Genomic DNA, 19460 nt, shown 5'->3' on the forward strand with positions numbered 1-19460 from the left:
GAGAGGAGAAACATGATAATGAACAATGGTAGACGTATCGGACTCATTATGATTATTACAGGGGCTACATTATGGGGATTATCTGGTCCAATGATTCAGTGGCTATTTCAGCATACTAATGTATCCTCAATTGATTTTTTAACAATTCGATTGTTGCTTGCAGGAATATTTATTTTGTCTTTCTTACTTATAAAGAAACAAAACATATTTCAAATTTGGAAACACCCTAGATATTCTATACAACTTATTATTTTCTCTATTCTCGGCATGCTTGGTGCGCAATACGCCTTTATCGAAACGGTTCATATTAGTAATGCAGTCACAGCAACATTATTTCAATTTCTAGGTCCTGTTCTTATAACCATGTATGTTGCATTTGAACAAAGAAAATTCCCTGCTTCCATGCAACTATTCGCAATTATAGCCGCGCTAATAGGAACATACTTTATTATTACAAATGGCTCAATTGAAAATATTGTTTTATCCAAAGAAGCTATTATTTTTGGACTATTAACAGCAATCGGATTTGCATTTTATACCCTTCATCCGGCTTCTCTCATTAAAGAATGCGGGACAACTGTAGTAATTGGTTGGGGAATGTTAATCGGAGGAATTGCACTACTTATTTATAATCGTTCATTCGGGTGGAATCAATTTTCACAAACCCTCACACTAAAAACTTTTTCTATGCTTATTCTTATCATTATTAGTGGTACCCTTTCTTTCCTTCTATATATCGGTAGTCTTAAATATTTAGCAGCAACAGAAACAAGCATTTTATCTAGCATTGAACCCCTTGTAGCTGCCATCGTTTCAATCACTTGGCTAAATGAATCTTTTGGAACATATCAATTATTAGGCGGCGTATGTATCGTTCTGTCCGTTATTTTTTTGACGATGCCTCAAAAAGAAACCGAACCAACCTATACAACGGAACAAATATAAAATGAAACTTTAATTAGTGGGGACTATCTCCCACTAATTATTAACCTACACCAATCGGGCTTTTACGGGATAAAAAATGTCAAAAGAGGTCGTACAAAACTTACGACCTCTTTTTATACTTTAAAGGAATTGTCCCGCCTTCTAGCAAATACAATTACACTAACAATAAAAACTAGGAGTGTGGCACCATGAAAAAAATCGGAACTATGCTACTTCTCTCCTTCCTCATCACTGGATGCACACCAGCACAACCTGATTCAAAAGCATCTAAAACTGAAGCTGTCGCAACGTCATCCAATCAAGTGAACGCACCTTCCTTCTTTCATCTTAGTGTTTTAAAAGATGTAAATTGGGAAGAAGCCCCCTCATTCATAGACGGAAAAATACCTTTAAAAGGCATCGAAGGAAAAATCGCAATGGCTGATAGTCCTATTATCGCGAATGAACAAAATGAAATAATGTGGTACTTTCTAGATTCTGAAATACCAACTGGAAAATTGTCTATTATTGCGCTAAAACAAGGATCTGTAACTCCGACACAAGTACTCTTTCAAAAAGAAACTTCCAAACAAACTTGGACCACTTCAAATACAATCGATTCTACTGCAAACGAACTCCCTCTCACTATGTCACTACCTTCATCTGGATTATGGTTATTAAATATATATGTGAATGAAAAATATTATGATCAGTTTGTAATCACTGCTGAGTAAAGTGACAAAAATAAACCACTTTCTTACAATAATGTAATTTCTACGTCATGTACTTCGATAGTTGAATTATCTCTCTTCTCTTATACTTAAAGTAAGAAATGAAACGAGGAGAGATGAAAAAAATGATAGAAGTAATCGTAGCAGTAACTGAGGTTTTAGTGAATGGTAAACAAGTTGCAATGGAATTAAATAAATAGTGAAGAAACATAAATAATTCTACACTTCTTCATTATTTTGATTTCTTATCTCAAAAAAGCAGTGCCTTTTAGGCACTGCTTTTCGCTATTAATAACGTGGTATTTTCGTAATTTGTGCCACGCCTGAATCAATAGCTGCTTTCGCTACTGCTTCTGCAACACTTGGAACAACTCTTTTATCTAATGGATTCGGGATTACATAATTCGCATTACGTTCTTCATCAGTAATGATGTTAGCGATCCCATATGCTGCCGCTAATTTCATCTCTTCTGTAATATCAGTTGCGCGCACATCTAACGCACCGCGGAATATTCCGGGAAACGCCAATACATTATTTACTTGATTCGCATAATCCGAGCGCCCAGTTCCTACTACAGCTGCACCAGCCTCTAATGCATCCTCAGGGAAGATTTCTGGAATTGGATTCGCCATTGCAAACACAATTGCTTTCTCATTCATCGTCTGTACAAGTTCTTTCGTTAATACGTTAGGAGCAGATACGCCAATAAAAATATCAGCTTGTTGAATCGCTTCTTTTAACGTTCCACGCACATGTTCACGATTTGTCTTTTTTGAAACTTCAATTTGTGCTTCGTTCATCCATGTTTCACCTTCACAAACAATACCTTCTAGGCTAACTAACGTAATGTGCTTTGCACCAGCCTTTAATAATAATTTTCCAATTGCAATTCCTGCCGAACCCGCACCGTTAATAACGATTTTCACATTATCCATTTGTTTGCTAACAACTTTTAATGCATTAATAACAGCTGCTAAAACGACAATAGCTGTTCCATGTTGATCATCATGGAATACAGGAATATTCGTTTCTTCTTTTAATCGTTTTTCAATTTCAAAACAACGCGGTGCTGCAATATCTTCTAAATTAATCCCTGCAAATGTAGGCTCTAAATTTTTTACAAGGGTAACGATTTCATCTACATCCGTTGTGCCTAAACATAATGGGAAAGCATCTACATTCGCAAACTTCTTAAACAAAATACTTTTTCCTTCCATAACAGGCATAGCCGCTTTCGGTCCAATGTTTCCTAAACCGAGTACCGCTGTTCCATCTGAAACAACTGCCACCATATTGCCACGTGCTGTATAGTCATACACTGTTTCTTCATCTGCCGCAATTGCTTTACACGACTCCGCTACACCTGGTGTATACGTCAGGCTTAAATCATCCGCTGAATTTACCTCCACTTTACTTGTAATTTCAATTTTCCCTACTAATTCTTTATGCAATAACAATGATCTTTCATTAATTTGATTTTCTAACATACTTATAATCTCCCCTTAATTTGACAAGCTAGCTATATGAATATAGCTAGCTTGTTTGATCATGAAAACATTTTTAATAATATTGTCGCCGTTACAACCATTGCCGCCCCGCCTAAACGAGTTGAAATTTGCGCGAACGGCATTAATTCCATACGATTTGAAGCCGATAAAATAGCAACATCTCCAGTTCCGCCTAAACCGCTATGACATCCAGTTACAATCGCCGATTCAACTGGATACATTTTCATCACTTTCCCTACAAGAAAACCTGATGCTACCATTGTAAGAACAACCGATGCGCACACAACAACATATCCTACTGAAAGAACTGCTGCTACGTCTTTTAACGGAATATATAGCAATCCTAATCCAACCATTAAAGGCCAAGTTAAATTCTTCGAAATAAATTTATATAAATGGAATGCTCCTTGCTCCATTTTTGCTGGCATTAATTTAAAGTATTTCACAAGTGCTGCTGAGAAAATCATAATGATTGCCCCAGGAATACCGATGAACTTAGAAGCAAATCCTCCGAAGATGAAGAACGTACACGCAATTAATAAACCTGCTCCCATTAATGAGAAGTCAATTGGCTTCTCTGTATTTTGTTCTTTTAATAATTCTGCTTGATTGTCTGTTTTCACTAATACACCGTTACCACTAAGCTCCGGTTTCTTCTCACCTAAACGCTTCATATACCCTGCACTTACAATTGCGAACATATTTCCAATAATAGCTGCTGGAATAAGCTGTGATACAAACGTTGCTGACGATTCATTTAAAATATCACTATAAGCTAGCGACAATGGTAAAATCCCTTCCCCGATACCACCACTCACAATTGGTACGATGATAAAGAAGAATGTGTGCTTCATTTCAAATCCAAATAATGAACCGACCAATAACCCTACTGCTACAGAAGCTAACGTCCCTACTACTAAAGGAATAAACATGCGAACGAAACCTTGTACTAACACTTTACGGTTCATTCCTAAAATACTTCCGACTACTAAACAAGAAATATATAAATATAAAAAGTTCGATTTTTTCATTAACATAGTCGCAGCTTCCATTGAAGCTGGATTCATCCAGTTAAAAAATACAAGTAATGATGGAATAAATAACGAAAGTATTGCTGGACCGCCGATATTTTTTAAAATTGGAATTCTCATCCCAATATCGCCTAAGAAAATCCCCATGATCATAATAACTGCAAATCCACCAATCATATCTGCTGGCAATTTATTATATACAGATGCCCCATAAATAATAGCAGCCAATACTACATATAACGGTAAAGGTATAACACCGATTTTTACATTCATAATTTTAGAAGCGAAAGATTCTCTTTGTACTTCATTTCCTTCAGAAAATGATACCGCTTCCACATTCTTTTGAATTCCCATATGGCACCCCCTCGTTTTCTTAATAACAATATTAAAACGCTTTCAATAGTAAAAATAGTTTTTGTAAGTTTTGTAATTGATTTTGTAATTAAAAAAAGTATAAGCGACTTATATTAAGTCGCTTATACGTAAAACTCTATTTTCTTTTGATCAACACATCTTAATTTACTTACAGGTCTGCCCACATGTTGGTACATCATTTCGTTTTCTAACACCCCAATGTCAGTCAAAAACATTACATATTTTCGAATAGAAACTCTTGAAATTCCAACTAATTGTGCCATTTCATCTGTTGTAAACACCCTTCCATTCAACGACTCGATCTTCTGCCAAATTAATTGCAATGTTTGCTTCGTTAACCCTTTCGGAAGCTCTTTCGTGACAGTAGGCGCCCTTTTTTCTTTTTGTAAAATTAACGAATCTAATTCCGATTGACTAATTTTTTGTTGTTCTTTCATAAAAGTAAGTTTTTCTCGATATATAGTTAATGCCTCTTTAAATCGTTCAAATGTAAATGGTTTAATTAAATAATCTACTACGCCATATTGTAATGCTTTTTTAATACTTCCCATATCATGTACAGCTGAAATCATTATAATATCGATTTCTTTTTCTTGGTTCCGGATATACATTAAAAGCTCAAAACCAGTCTCTTCAGGCATAAAAATATCAAGTAATACTAAATCTACTCGTGATTTCTCTAATATTTCGATCGCCGACTTTACTGAGTTAACTGCTTGAACAAGCTCAAACCCTCCTACTTGCTCTAAATAATGCGTATTTAACATTGCTACCATCGGGTCATCTTCTACAATTAAAACTTTAATCATATTTGCCTCTCATCCCTACCTTTAGGTATTTCAATTGTTATCGTTGTTCCCTTTCCTACTAATGAATGCATATGAATTTCCCCATTTATTCGCTGTATACTTTCTTTTACAAGATACAAACCATAACCGCGGTTATCTCCCTTTGTGGAATAACCTTTCGTAAATAATTCCTCTATTTCTTTTTCTTGTATACCTTTTCCCGTATCTTGCACTGTAATAGTTAATATATCCCCTTGTTGTATCTTAACTTCAACTTGTTTCTGTTCACAATTCGTAACTGCCTCTAATGCATTATCAATTAAATTTCCAACAATCGTAATAAGTTCATGGATAATACTTTCATCATCTATTTCCGGCATATAAGAATCTTCACTTATAATTAATTTTATATTTTTCTCTCTAGCATAGCTGAGCTTCCCGAGTAAAAAACCAGCAAATACTGGACTTTTTATTCTTTTCATAACTCCACCAATTTCATATTGATGCTCTGATACCATGCCGCTTATATACTTCTGTAATTCTTCATACTGTTTCATATGTGTAAGCCCTAATACGACATGCATCTTATTCATAAACTCATGAGATTGTGCCCGTAATGCTTCTGCATATAGTCTAATACCAGTTAGTTCCTCTGCTAGTTTTCTAATCTCTGTTTTATCACGAAATGTTGCAATTGCACCAACTATTTCTCCTTTTACATATAAAGGAACTCGATTCGTCACAATCGTAATTCCGTAAATATTTTGTTCTTCGTTTAATTGTACTTCTCCCGTTTGCAATACTTCTTTTATACGTGAATTTGGCATATACAACTCAACATCTTTACCGATAAAATCTTCTTCAAGTCCGCTTTTTTTAAATAGACGTTTCGCTTCATTATTAATTAACGTTACTCTAGCCTCTTTATCTACAGCAATAATACCTTCCTTTACAGATTGTAGCATCGTATTTCTTTCTTCAAGAATTTTTGCTATCCTGTGCGGCTCAAGACCGAATAAACTTTTCTTTATATGTCTAGCTAGCAATATTGCTCCTATAATTCCGACTAATACACCAACTCCGACACCAATATAAATGATATGTCTACTTTCCTTAACTCTCTCTTTTACATTATCTGCTGAAATACCAACAGCCACTGCTCCAAGTTGTTCACCTGTTTCAGAAAATATTGGTACAAACACTCGCATGGAAATACCTAAAGTTCCTTCTGCTAACGATACATGTTCTTTTCCTTTCAATACAGGCCCTTCATCCCCGCCAATAAAATGATGACCTATTTTTTGAGGATCTGGATGAGATTTTCTTATTCCATCCATGTCCATAACTACAATAAATTGAACACCTGTGTTTTTTAATATCCTATTTGTATACGTTTGGATTGCAGAGGTATCTGCTTTCCCAACCAAACCATCGATTACAATCGAATCATTCGCCACAATGTGTGCAATTGTTTTTGCCTTCTCTGATTGGCTATCCTCCGTCGTCCGTTCTACATTATGACTAATTAATATATCTGTCACAAGTAAAGAAAAAATTACAACTGTACAAACTAACAATGTAATCGTTTTCCATAAATTCCATAGTCTTCTTCTTTTTTTCATCCCGTTAATGACTCCCCTAATTGCTGAATAGAAAAATAAGTAAGGTGATATTATTTTCACCTTACTTATCTGCTGTTATTATACTTTAAATTTACTAGTCATCGCTTGTAGTTCTTCTGCCATCTCAGCTAAGTTTTGCGAAGCTGAACTAATTTCCTCCATGGAATTAACCTGTTCTTCTGTTGAAGCTGCAACACTTTGCATACTAGCTGTATTTTCTTCTGCAGCAGCTGCAATTTCATCAATAGCATTTGTCACTTCATTTGCATCTCCAGCAATTCTCTTCGTTGTTTCTACCATTTGATTAACTTGAGAAACAATATGTGTAGTAGAACTTAAAATTTCCGTAAAACTTACTTTCGTTTTTGTTACAACATCAAGGCCCTGTTGAACTTCTCCATTCACATTATCCATCGCCTTAACAGTATGTTCAATATCCGCCTTAATTTCTGCAATTAAATTTGCAATCTCTCCAGATGACTCTCCTGATTGCTCTGCTAATTTTCTAACCTCATCTGCTACAATAGCAAATCCTCGTCCCTGTTCACCTGCTCTTGCTGCTTCAATAGCCGCATTTAAAGCTAATAAGTTTGTTTGAGTTGCGATGTTTTGAATTGCTTCAGAAATAGCTCCTACTTGCTTTGATTTCTCATCAAGCAGTTTAATAATAGCATCTGACTCGGATACCGACCTAGAAATAGACTGCATTTGTTTTGCAGTTTGTTCAACTAAATCTTCTCCCTCTTCAGCTCTTTCTCGCGCATGTAATGAGGAAATAGAAATTGACTCTGCGCTTCCAGTTACATCTTGAATTGCTGTATTTACTTGTTGCAATGTAGCCGCACCTTCTTCAACACCTTGACTTTGTGATTCAGCCCCACCTGATACTTGTTCCATTGCAATTGTAATTTGATCTGTCGCATCATTTGCTTGCTGTACGCTCGCTGTTAACTCTTCTGCCGATGCTGCAACATGTTCTGCTGAAAAGCTAATTTGGGTAATAACATCTTGTAAAGACGTAGACATTTCATTAAATGAATTCCCTAATTTCCCTATGTCATCCTTGGAATGGATTGTAATTTTCTCTGTTAAATCTCCCTTACTAATTTTATATGCCGATTCAGCTATTTTTCGTAATGGCCTTGTAATAGACTTTGTAATGAAATAAATTAATATACTACCAAATGCAATAGCGATAGCAATGACAATCAAAGTCTTATAAAACACTGGACTGGCAGCTTGGGTAATTTCTTCATCGAACATAACGCCAACTACTTTCCAGCCCGTTTTCTCATTTGTTGCAAAGATTAAATTCTTTTTATCATCTTGTTCTGTATAAGACACATTTCCTTGTTTATCTTCATAAATTGGTTTAATCCAAGGATCAGTAACTTTTGCACCTGGTTTTCTAGATGGATGACTAACAATTTGCTTATTTTGATCTAAAATAACTGTATAACCTTTTTCACCAATGTTAATCATTTTGGAAATTTTTAAGATGTTATCTAAGTTTAAATTAATTCCTATAACACCTTTACCATCTTTTACTTCTTTTGCAATTGTCACTACCATATTTTTTGTAGATGCTGACTGATATGGTGCAGTAACAATTACTTTTCCTTTATTTTCATGTGCTTCTTTATACCAAGATCTATCTGTTGGATTATACCCATCAGCCATCTGGATAAATGGTTCTCTTATAAACTTTCCCGTCTCTGTTCCAATATAAATACCTTCTACTTCTGGATGAAGCTTTATATATTGCGCTAACTTCGTTCTTACTATTTCTTCTTGTCCGTTTGGATATGTATCCTCTGTTAAGATGTCTGCAAAGTACGTCGCATCAACAAATTTCTCTTCTATATTTTGAGAAATAACAGTATTTAAAATCGAAATATTCTCCTTTGCTTTAGCTGTCATTTGATGTTCAAAATTTGTTTTGGCAGTTTGATATGAAACACCACCGATAATAATTCCTGGTATAGTTAAAATAATAAAAAATGAAATGATTAATTTTTTATTGATACTCATACATTTAACCCAGTTAAATATTTTTTGCATAATAAGCCTCCTTTATGTAATGTGGATACTTGTGTCATTTTATACAATTAACATATATAAAACAATATATAATGATAACATGTAATTTTTTCGTCAATTATGCATTTTTGCATATTCACTCCTTATACTTATTTTAATCATAAAAATAAGAGAACTTTAGCATTATATATGCTAAAGTTCTCTTATTTCTTAACAGCTTATACTCTATAAAACTTCTCTTATAATCCTCAAATCTTTATCCTTCGCCTTATAGTCATATTACTAAAACTCTTCGTCCTAATTTATTTGACGCTCTTTACATAACTAATTGCCTGACTTCCCATTTGCGCCCATGCCTGTTCAAAGGTTTCTCTCGGTACTTTTACATCTAAGCTACCCTCAAGTGGATCTCGAATATATACAGATTCCTGATCATACCCGATAAGTACAATACAATGTTCATTATACGTAATAGAAACATCTCCACTATTTGTTTCCCATGTAGTAAATTCATCTGCATCTAATGGTGCAAATGTTGCATTTGTGATCATGACTACAGGTTGCCCTGCTTTTATACTCTTATAAATTTCTTCTATATTCTTCCCTGTTAAGTCTACAGCTTTATTAGGTAAATATTTTTCCGCTAACTGAAAAAGTGGCCCATGATATACACCATATCCCGATTCAGAAAATGTATAAATATTACCTACAAATCCTTCATTTGGATTCCCGCGCACACCATCGTCTATAAAATCAACTTTTTTTATTTCATTTGCTAATGTCATCTTATCCACTGAAACACCAGCGTATTGTAACATCATCGCTAAACTCGTCACTTCACAGCCTCTATCCAATTCTGGTAACTGCTGAATTAAGGGAACATTTGATAAGATGACTTTTTCATCGTTATTACTAAACTCCGTTTCTTTTCCTCTTTGTATATTTGAGAATGTTAACTTCTCTACATACTTTGGAATTCCATTTGTATATACACTCCATATTGCTGCACCTAGTAAAGCTGTACATATATACCACTTCAATTTTCTTATCGCTTTCACACCCTTATTAATTCGTTAAATAAGAATAAAATGCGTCAGCATCCGTTCGTACCATCGGTACAAAATTTAGTTCTTTTCCTTTTTCAGGCTGATCTTTTTTTATCTTTTCCACTAACTCTTGAATATTCATATTCATTTTATCCATATTAAGCTCATCTGCCATTTGTAGCACCTTTTGTTCATTAATTTCTCTTAATATTTGATATATATCTTTACCATACAAATCAATATGATGTTTTTTTGCTTCTTCTTGTACTTTTTGTTCGTACACTTCTTGTGCTAACTCTTCAATTTCTTTTCCTTTTTGAGAAATGTCTAGCTTTTCTGCTTCTTCTCTTACTTTCTTTCCGTAGATTTCTTCCGCGATGTCTTCGATTTCTTTTCCATCTGTCGAAATACCTAATTTATCTGCTTCATCTTTAATTTTAATCGCATTAATTTGAGTAATTAAATCTACAATTGATGTATTCTCTATAGATATACCTAGCTTTAACGCTTCTTGCTTTACTTTTGTTTCATAGATTTCTTCTGACAGCGTCCCAACATCTTTTCCTTCAATCGATATGCCTAACTGCTCTGCTTCCCTTCCTACTTCTGTTTCATGAATTTCTTTTTCTAGTGTAATTTGTTCTTTTCCTTCCGTTTCAATACCTAGTTTCTCTGCTTTTTCTTCTGTATGCACTGCATGTATCTTACCATTGTTCAATTGTTCTTTACTGCGCTGCGTGTAATCTGTCTTTCCTTTTTGTGTTTCAGAAGGAGAGGCACCCCCTAATATACTTAAACTCATTACTCCAATAGTGAATACCGTCATCATTTTCTTTTTCAAAATTAATTCCTCCCTCTTATACTTTCTTTCCCATCATTCCCCTAGTTTTTTTAATACTATACATACATCTCATCGCTGCTTGAGATAACATTATGATTGATAACCCCCACTCACATACACCTAGTCTCTTCTTCATGTAACGAACTTTCTTTATGCCATACATAATATAAATAGTTTCTTAACTTTACCTTAAAAAAAGACGACCCTGTAAAAACAAGGTCGTCTTCTTACTTATATTTTTTGGTTTTTAGGGAAAATCACTTCAAAACAAGTGCCATCTCCCCATTTGCTCTCTACTGATATTTTTCCGTAATGCTTTTCTACAATCCAATTTGCGATTGAAAGACCTAATCCAGCTCCTTCTGACGTACTTCTTGCTTTATCCCCTTGATAAAAACGATCAAATAATTTCGGAATATCTTCTTCTTTCACTCCTATCCCGTCATCTTTCACCTGTATGCGAATTGAACTACTCGTTTGCGTGCAATCAATTTGAATATGCCCACCTTCGTTTGTATACTTCATCGCATTATCTAACAGTATGACCATCATTTGATGAATCCGCTCTCTATCAGCCATAAAAGATACACCACGTTCTACTTTTAGCATCATTTCTTTTTCTTGATAAGAAGCAATCTCTTTATATGGAGCTACTATTTCTTCTAACAATTTATCAAGTTCAAATGTTTTCTTATCCATCTCAATTTGATTAGAATCAGAACGTGCTAGCAATAATAAATTACTAACGAGTTTCGATAACCGCCTACATTCTTTTGAAATTGTAGAAATATCCATCGCTTTTTCTTCTATCGTAGCGGATGGTGACTGGAATAAAACATCCGTTTTTGATTGAATAACTGCAAGTGGTGTCCTGAGTTCATGTGATGCATCAGAAACGAATTGTTGCTGTTTCTCCCATGAACTTTGAATAGGTACAAGTGCTCTACCAGCTAGGAAAAAGCCAATACCTATCGCACAGAGGCTTCCTATGCTACAACCTATAACGAGAATTAAAAATAAAGTATTTAACATTCCTTCTTCCGCTGTTATATCTCGCACGATTTGAACTATTTCTCCATCTTTTTGAAGCGAAAATGCTCTAAAATATCGTCCTTGTATTTCAATATCTTGTAACTCCTCTAATTTTTCGGGAGAAAAACTTTCCAAATTCTCTTCAAAAATAGAACGGAATTTACGGTTATCGCCCTCTATTTTCACTATTTTTCCATTCCAAGTTATTCTAGTTACTCGCGGATCTCCAATTTGGATATTCTCCATGCGTTTTCTTGGTGGTATTTTAACATCTAATTTTTCTCTATACTGAGCCATCATTTTTATAGATTGATCCACTTCATTATAAATACGCTTATATGTGTATGAATAAATAATACTACCTAATATACCTATTAATAGAATAAATACTAATGAGTTCACTATAGTCAAACGAATGCGTGTTTTTTGAAACATACTTCCTTTTTTCATTGTTCTTTTAATATATATCCAATACCTCGAACGGTTTGAATATCTTTCTGATAACCGAATGGTTCTAATTTTTTACGCAAATGATGCACATATACTTCTACAATCGCTACTGTAGTATCTGAATCAAATCCCCAAACACGATCAAAAATTTGTTCACGCATTAAAATCTTCCCGCTATTTTGAATGAGATACTCTAGTAGCTCATATTGTTTCAATGTCAACTTAATACTTTGTCCATCTACTTGAACGTCTTTATCTTTTCCGAACAATTCAATCCCTTTATAACGAATTGTTTGCTGCGTTGTTAAACTACCACTTCTGCGTAGTAAAGCACGAATTCTCGCTTTTAATTCAGGGGCCTGAAATGGCTTAACAATATAGTCATCTCCACCAAAGTCCAATCCCTTCACCCGATCTTCTAAAGAATCTCTCGCTGTCAAAAACAGGACTGGTGTTTCAATCTTTTCATCTCGTATTTTTTGAATCACTTCAAATCCGTCCATCCCTGGCATCATCACATCCAGCAAAATTGCATCATATATATTTTGAAGAGCTAAAAACAATCCATCTTCTCCATTTATTGCCGTATCTACTTCAAATTCATCACGTAAAATTTGTACGATAGACTCTAATAACGAAGCATTATCTTCTACTACAAGTAAACGCATGCTCTCACCTTCCATCAAATAGTTCAATTCTATTTATTATTACATTTCTTCTCTTTATAACAAAAGAATGTAGTTACATTACGTAATTTCATTTTTAACTATTTCCTTCTAAAATTTTGAAGTTTTATTATAAAAACTTTGTCTTAAATTTAGCTTAATAAAAAATTGAAAGAAATAAGATTCCTCTTATCTCTTTCAATTTTTTATTACATATACCTTTTTACTCGGCAACTCTAAACAATTTAGCTGACCGCCATACACAGCCCCGCCATCAATCCCAATAATACGATTACTACCAAAATACACTCCGCAATCCTCACTACCATGAAGCGTTTTTGTTTCCGTATGCCCAAATACAACAACCTTTTCACCGCTATATCCATTATGAAATTCATTACGGATCCACATTAATGTATATGGTTCAGATTCAGAAACTCGTTTCATCGGTTCAACCCCAGCATGTACAAATATATACTCTTCTGTTTCAATGTAATGATCTAATTCTTGAATAAACTTTATATGTTCCTCTAATACACGAGAGTGTAAAATCGGTTTTTGGAAGTCTTTCTCATTAACCGCAATATCTTCTTCTACAAATCCATAGCTATATAATGTCTTATCTCCACCATTTCTTTTTACCCAATGGTTCCATGAACGTTCCTCATTTGTCGTTAACGCCTTAATCATCATATCTTCATGATTTCCTTTTAAAATGAGTGCTCCCTCTTTTTTCAATTCTCTTACCTTTTCAATTACAGCACGCGCATTTGGACCACGATCTACATAATCTCCCAGTAAGATTAATTGATCCTGTTTCGCATCATATTGAGCTTCTTCCAATAACTGTTCGAACTTTTCTATCTCTCCATGAATATCACTAATAACAAGAATTCTTTTCATATTATCCCCCCTCTTTCTAATTATAGTTCAAAACGACAGAAAGTTCAGAATTGAAATCCCGCATTAACGGGCAGTAAGCCCCCCACTGATTACAGTTTCACTTTATTACAAACTAAACTATTATCCTTACAACAATGTAAGTCTCTTGTCATCCAATTCGATAGTTGTAATTACTGTATTTCCTTATACTGAGAGTAAGAAATGAAACAAAAAATAAGGAGAGATGAGAGATGAAAAAAGTAATGGAAGTTGTAGTAGCGGTAGTAGAGGTTTTCGTAAATGGTAAACAAGTCGCAATGGAGTTAAATAAATAATGAAAAGGACAACATTCACTCTAGACCCTTTACTCATATAAAAGAGATAAGACTTCATCATTTCTTTGATCCCTTATCTCCCTATAGAGAAAGCCGTATCCCTTTTAAGGATACGGCTTTCTCTTATTTTTGACTCGTACGAGCTGAAATGCTAATTGCTCTATCTGTTGCTTTGGCAGCTTCATCTAACGCTTCTTTACTATTCTTCCCGTCATACATCGCTTCTAATGCTTTTACAACTGCATCTCGTGATTCTGGGAATACACTAATTAAAGCCCCTTGTGTTGCTGGAGATTGCTTCGTCGCTTGCAATTGATCTACTGTTACTTTCAACTGTGGATATTTTTCATATTGCTCTTTTACTAATGGCTCATTATATGCATCTGGATTAATTGAGAAATAACCTGTTGCAGTATGCCATTTTGCTTGTACGTCTGGCTTCGTTAAATATTTCATAAAGTCCCAAGCACCTTGTTGCGTTTCTTCTGAAACCATATTCGTCATCCATAATGATGCTCCACCAATAACAACACCATTTTGTTTCGAATCCTCTGGATACGGAATATATGAAACACCTACATTAAACTTAGATGCATCGATTAAATCACGAACACCTGCTGAAGAATCTAAATACATAGCAACTTGTCCAGACTGGAACGCGGCACGAATATCATCCCAACTTGCTCCATACTTTCCAAGGGCGCCAGCTTTATTTAAATCATCTAACATTCCAAATACTTTCTGTCCTTCTTTACCGTTGAATACCGCCTTCTTTGCAGCATCTTTACGGCCGTTTTCGTTATCTACATATAAAGCACCTTGTGTCGCTAACAATTCTTCAAAGAACCAACCGTAGTTAAGCATGGAGAATCCATATTGTTTTACATTTCCGCCTTCTTTAATCGTTAACTTTTTCGCTGCTTCTTGTAATTCCGCATATGTTTTTGGAGCTTTCTCTGGATCTAAGCCCGCCTTTGCGAAAGCATCTTTATTATAAATTAATACTGGTGTAGATGAATTAAATGGCATAGAATACATTTTTCCATCAACTGAATAATAATTTGTAATTGCTTTTTCTAATTTTGACGTATCGTACTTATCTTTTTTTATCCAGCTATCAATTGGTGTGATTTTTTTACTATCAATCATATATTTCGTTGTAATTTCACTCGATTGAACAAGAGCTGGCGCTTCTTTCGTTGCAGACATCGTTCTAAATTTCGTTAAAGACTCTTCATATGTCCCTTGGAACTCTGCCTTTATCTCATATTTATTTTGCGACTTATTATAGTCTGCAACAAGACCATCTAATACTCCTTGTGTTTTTCCACCCATCGCATGCCAGAAGCGAATTACAGTTTTATCACCATTTTTTTCAACTGGTGCTACTTTTGCCTGTGCTTCAGGTTTTCCCTCTGTTTTACTATTTGAACAAGCTGCACTAGATAATGCCATTGTTGCTACCATTAATAGAGCAGCACCTTTTTTAACTAGACTCATTTAAATCCCACCTTCTCTTAGTTATTTAATTGCACCTTTTGTTAATCCTTGTTGTAATTGCTTTTGCCCTAAAAATAGTAAAATCAATGTTGGAATAACGATAACCGTAACACCGGCCATTACGCTTCCCCAATCAGTTGCAACTTCTTGAGACTGAAGCTGCTTTACACCGATTTGCACTGTTCTTACTTTTTCATCAGTGGTCACTAAAAGTGGCCATAAATACATATTCCATGTTGTTAAAAAGCTATATACTCCAAGCGTAATAAAACTCGTTTTACAATACGGTATTACAACGCTGAATAAAAATCTTATATTTCCAATCCCTTCAATAAAAGCAGCTTCTTTCAGTTCATTCGGGAGTGTCATAAAATGTTGGCGTAACAAGAAAATACCGAAAGCTGTTGCAAAAAACGGCACTGTCATCCCGGCGAAACTATTGATCCAGCCAAAGTTTTGAATCGTTAAAAAGTTAGGCACCATCGTTGCTTCCCACGGAATAAGCATCGTTGAAATAAACAGGAAGAAAATTAAGTTTCTCCCTTTAAACTGAAGAAAAACAAAAGCATAAGCTGCTAAACTTGATACGATAAGTTGTCCAATCATAACGACTGTCGATACAATTAAACTGTTATATAAGTATGTAAAAAGCGGTACTTTTTGAAAAATATTAATGAAATTATCAAAAGTAAACTGGGTCGGAAATAACCTTCTCATTTGAATATCGTCTGGTGTCATAAAGCTTATTAAAAATGCATACAGTACAGGAAAAAATACCATCACTGCACTAATAATGAGTAGCATGTATAATAGGAAATTTTGTTTCCACTGTTTAACAATCATTTATAATGCACCTTTCTCTCAGCAAACTTAAATTGAAGTAATGTAGCAACGAAAATGAAAACAAATAATACCATCGCTTGTGCACTTGCTGTTCCAAATTGATGATTCACAAACGCCTCTTTGTAAATCGAGTACACAATTAAATTCGTTGCATCATTTGGTCCACCGTGCGTTAAAATATCAATTTGTCCAAAGCTTTGGAACGCACTAATTAATGTTACTGTTACAATAAAGAATAAAGTTGGTGATAGCATCGGTAATGTAACACGGCGAAGCTTATATAAATAACTAGCGCCATCTATAGATGCACTCTCATATAAAGACGTATCAATATTTTGTAAACCACCTAATATAACTAAAAATGCAAAACCTGTATTCACCCAAACTGTTGTAACTGATACAGAGAATAGTGCCCAGTCCGGACTCGTTAACCATGCGATTGCAGGAAGGTTCATAGAGGCTAATATATTATTAAATAATCCTACACTTGGATGAAATAAAAATAGCCAAATCACTGCACTAGCAGCTACTGATATTCCCATCGTCGAAGAAAACAGAACTCGGAATAACCCAATACCTCTTACCTTTCCATTTGCAATCAATGCAAGAAACAAAGCAAATATAATACTCGTAGGAACTGTATATAAAACAAATAATAAAGTTGATTTTATACTTTTGTAGAAGGCTGGATCAGAGAATAAATATTGATAATTTTCTAAGCCAACGAAAAGATTAGCTTCTCCATGTATATCGGTTACATAAAAACTATAATAAATCGTCCTAAACAATGGATAGAACAGAAAAATCGAAAATAGCAAAATAGATGGCGCCAAAAACAATAATCCTATTCTTAAATCTTTCGTTCTCTCCCATAATTTTTTCTTTTTTGACACCTTTGTTTGAACTGGTAACTTACTTACTTCGATCATTATTTCGCCACCACTTTCAACTCTTCTTCAGCTACCACTTTTAAGCGTTCATTCGTGTTTTCGTTAAAGAAGCATAACTTTTCTTGCGGGAATAATAATTTTACTTTGTCACCTTTGTTCAGGAGTAACTGTCCGATAACTTTCGCACTCCAAGTTGTTCCATTTACCGCAAAGTTCAATATAGATTCATTCCCTAATACTTCTACAGATTGCAACGTCACTTCTTGTCCCTCCTCAGACAGTGCAATATGCTCAGGGCGCATGCCTATGCGAATTGTTCCTTCTGGTAATTGCTTTAACTGTCTAATAGATAATGGAATTTGCAATTGTCCTATATGTAATACACCTTTTTCTTTATTTACTTCCCCATCATTTATATTCATAGAAGGAGAACCTATAAAGCTTGCAACAAATTCGTTTGCTGGTTCGTTATATATGTTAAGTGGTGTTCCAACTTGCTGTATACTTCCTTTATTTAAAACCATGATACGATCACCCATAGTCATCGCTTCTATTTGATCGTGGGTAACGTAAATCATCGTAATTCCTAATCGCTGCTGAATTTCTCTAATTTCAATTCTCATTTGCGCACGTAATTTCGCATCCAAATTCGAAAGTGGTTCATCCATTAAACAGATTGGCGCTTGACTCACAATTGCCCTGGCAAGTGCAACACGCTGTCTTTGTCCGCCTGATAATTGGCCTGGTTTCATTTTCACATACTCTTTCAGTCCTACCATTTCAATAGCTTCCATTAATCGCTTTTGTCGCTCTTCTTTTTGTACTTTTCTTACCTTAAGTCCAAATAAAATATTTTCTTCTACAGATAAGTGTGGATATAATGCATAATTTTGAAATACCATTGATAGATTACGGTCTTTCGGCTCTAGATCATTTGCAACACGTTCATTAATAATTAAATCTCCTGAAGAAATCTCTTCTAAGCCAGCGATCATTCGTAATAATGTGCTTTTCCCGCATCCCGAAGGTCCAACTAAAACAAAAAATTCACCCTTCTTAATATGAACCGATACGCCTTTAACCGCTGTCTCTTCTGCATTTTTATATACCTTTGAAACATTTTTCAATTCAATCACAAGGTTGCACTCCTTTTTTCTTCTTGTATCCATACTTCATAATGACTTGTTGAAATCGCACTTGCTCCTGCACGAATTGCAATTTCCGCATCTTCTCGCGTTTGAATCAGCCCTCCTGCAATAATAGGAAACTCTATTTCCTCTACTAGTTGCTTAATAATAGAAGGCATAATCCCCGGCATAATCTCTACTGCATTTGGTTTAGTCGTTTTACAATTTTCAATTGATTTAGTAAGAGATAAAGTATCTACAATAAAAATACGTTGAATTGTTTTCAATCCAATTTTATTAGCATTTCGAATTGTTGAACCCTTTGTTGAAATAATACCTTGTGCCCCGATAACATCTTGAATATACAAAAGCGCTTCCTCTGTATTCGTATTTAAGCCTTGTATAAAATCACAATGAAGAAATACATCATGTCCATGTTTCTGCAATTCATATACACGCTCTGGTAATTCCAGCATTGAACCAGTCATAAGAAAAACTGTTTTCGGCAATTTTTTGTATGCTTTGTATCCTTTCCAATCCTTTATCATCGCAATATAAGGTTCTTTAAACATTTATTCCACCTAACTGTTCTATTTTTATCCAAACTAAAAACACCTACTTACATAGAACGCCTTTCTCCTTATTTGAACTCTAGGGAATAGAGCACACCTAAGAAAGTGGCACATTATATGTAAGTGGGTGTTCTCAAATGTTCTCTACCCTAGTTATTTTGTTACCTTTACTATATTACGCATTTATTAAGTCAGTTTTGATAGATTGTTAATTAGGTGTTAATCGAATGTTAATATTCACCATATCATTATTTACA

The 19460-nt window shown here is 34.6% G+C and carries 17 protein-coding genes and 1 pseudogene; 2 read left to right on the plus strand and 16 right to left on the minus strand.

All coding sequences use genetic code 11. From position 1 onward, the window contains the following. Positions 1-18 precede the first annotated feature (18 nt). Entirely contained in the window at positions 19-945 is a 927-nt protein-coding gene (locus GBN91_RS24260) for a DMT family transporter (RefSeq protein ID WP_001059054.1), read from the plus strand. A 188-nt stretch (positions 946-1133) separates the two neighbouring features. Further along, positions 1134-1658 carry a DUF4871 domain-containing protein gene (locus GBN91_RS24265; protein ID WP_152122553.1) on the plus strand — a complete coding sequence of 175 codons (525 nt, stop codon included), beginning with the start codon at positions 1134-1136 and terminating at the stop codon, positions 1656-1658. 285 nt (positions 1659-1943) lie between these two features. On the opposite strand, the gene GBN91_RS24270 is transcribed toward GBN91_RS24265, so the two are convergent. From GBN91_RS24270 to GBN91_RS24340, 16 genes and pseudogenes are all read right to left on the minus strand, one after another. Then, positions 1944-3143, minus strand: a complete 1200-nt coding sequence (locus GBN91_RS24270; RefSeq protein WP_016121819.1) for an NAD(P)-dependent malic enzyme — start codon at positions 3141-3143, stop codon at positions 1944-1946. Between the two features lie 59 nt (positions 3144-3202). Next, positions 3203-4549, minus strand: a complete 1347-nt coding sequence (locus tag GBN91_RS24275) for a 2-hydroxycarboxylate transporter family protein (RefSeq protein ID WP_000512722.1) — start codon at positions 4547-4549, stop codon at positions 3203-3205. Positions 4550-4671: 122 nt separating this feature from the next. Continuing rightward, complete coding sequence (locus GBN91_RS24280) at positions 4672-5379, minus strand: response regulator (protein ID WP_000598664.1); 708 nt, start codon at positions 5377-5379, stop codon at positions 4672-4674. Next, complete coding sequence (locus GBN91_RS24285) at positions 5376-6980, minus strand: sensor histidine kinase (RefSeq protein ID WP_016121818.1); 1605 nt, start codon at positions 6978-6980, stop codon at positions 5376-5378. The genes GBN91_RS24280 and GBN91_RS24285 overlap by 4 nt, the downstream gene beginning before the upstream one ends. 78 nt (positions 6981-7058) lie before the next feature. After that, positions 7059-8006, minus strand: a complete 948-nt coding sequence (locus tag GBN91_RS29775) for a methyl-accepting chemotaxis protein (protein WP_433846465.1) — start codon at positions 8004-8006, stop codon at positions 7059-7061. Continuing rightward, positions 7998-9041, minus strand: a pseudogene (locus GBN91_RS29780) (HAMP domain-containing protein); the annotation flags it as partial. The gene GBN91_RS29775 and the pseudogene GBN91_RS29780, both read right to left, overlap by 9 nt. Before the next feature lie 281 nt (positions 9042-9322). Continuing rightward, positions 9323-10078: a C39 family peptidase gene (locus tag GBN91_RS24295; RefSeq protein WP_002023225.1), complete on the minus strand. Its 756-nt coding sequence runs from the start codon at positions 10076-10078 to the stop codon at positions 9323-9325. A 7-nt stretch (positions 10079-10085) separates the two neighbouring features. Beyond that, positions 10086-10907 (minus strand): hypothetical protein, encoded by an 822-nt coding sequence (locus GBN91_RS24300; RefSeq protein ID WP_016121816.1) that lies wholly within the window; start codon positions 10905-10907, stop codon positions 10086-10088. Positions 10908-11138: 231 nt separating this feature from the next. Further along, on the minus strand, positions 11139-12389 hold the full coding sequence (locus GBN91_RS24305; RefSeq protein WP_000715832.1) for a sensor histidine kinase: 1251 nt from the start codon (positions 12387-12389) through the stop codon (positions 11139-11141). Next, positions 12386-13057, minus strand: a complete 672-nt coding sequence (locus GBN91_RS24310; protein ID WP_001238623.1) for a response regulator transcription factor — start codon at positions 13055-13057, stop codon at positions 12386-12388. The genes GBN91_RS24305 and GBN91_RS24310 overlap by 4 nt, the downstream gene beginning before the upstream one ends. A gap of 195 nt (positions 13058-13252) precedes the next feature. Continuing rightward, positions 13253-13957: a metallophosphoesterase family protein gene (locus GBN91_RS24315; RefSeq protein WP_000821975.1), complete on the minus strand. Its 705-nt coding sequence runs from the start codon at positions 13955-13957 to the stop codon at positions 13253-13255. 437 nt (positions 13958-14394) lie between these two features. Then, complete coding sequence (locus GBN91_RS24320; RefSeq protein WP_000060602.1) at positions 14395-15771, minus strand: ABC transporter substrate-binding protein; 1377 nt, start codon at positions 15769-15771, stop codon at positions 14395-14397. A 21-nt stretch (positions 15772-15792) separates the two neighbouring features. Beyond that, positions 15793-16614, minus strand: coding sequence for a carbohydrate ABC transporter permease (locus GBN91_RS24325; protein ID WP_000635946.1), 822 nt, complete (start codon positions 16612-16614; stop codon positions 15793-15795). Continuing rightward, positions 16611-17543, minus strand: coding sequence for a carbohydrate ABC transporter permease (locus tag GBN91_RS24330; protein WP_152122555.1), 933 nt, complete (start codon positions 17541-17543; stop codon positions 16611-16613). Before GBN91_RS24330 ends, GBN91_RS24325 begins: the two co-directional genes overlap by 4 nt. Continuing rightward, positions 17543-18640, minus strand: coding sequence for an ABC transporter ATP-binding protein (locus tag GBN91_RS24335; RefSeq protein ID WP_000571389.1), 1098 nt, complete (start codon positions 18638-18640; stop codon positions 17543-17545). Before GBN91_RS24335 ends, GBN91_RS24330 begins: the two co-directional genes overlap by 1 nt. Then, positions 18637-19203 carry a glycerol-3-phosphate responsive antiterminator gene (locus tag GBN91_RS24340; RefSeq protein ID WP_000472003.1) on the minus strand — a complete coding sequence of 189 codons (567 nt, stop codon included), beginning with the start codon at positions 19201-19203 and terminating at the stop codon, positions 18637-18639. The genes GBN91_RS24335 and GBN91_RS24340 overlap by 4 nt, the downstream gene beginning before the upstream one ends. Between the last annotated feature and the right edge of the window lie 257 nt (positions 19204-19460).

The organism is Bacillus sp. B1-WWTP-T-0.5-Post-4, from assembly GCF_009183795.1.
Taxonomy (GTDB): Bacteria; Bacillota; Bacilli; order Bacillales; family Bacillaceae_G; genus Bacillus_A; species Bacillus_A cereus.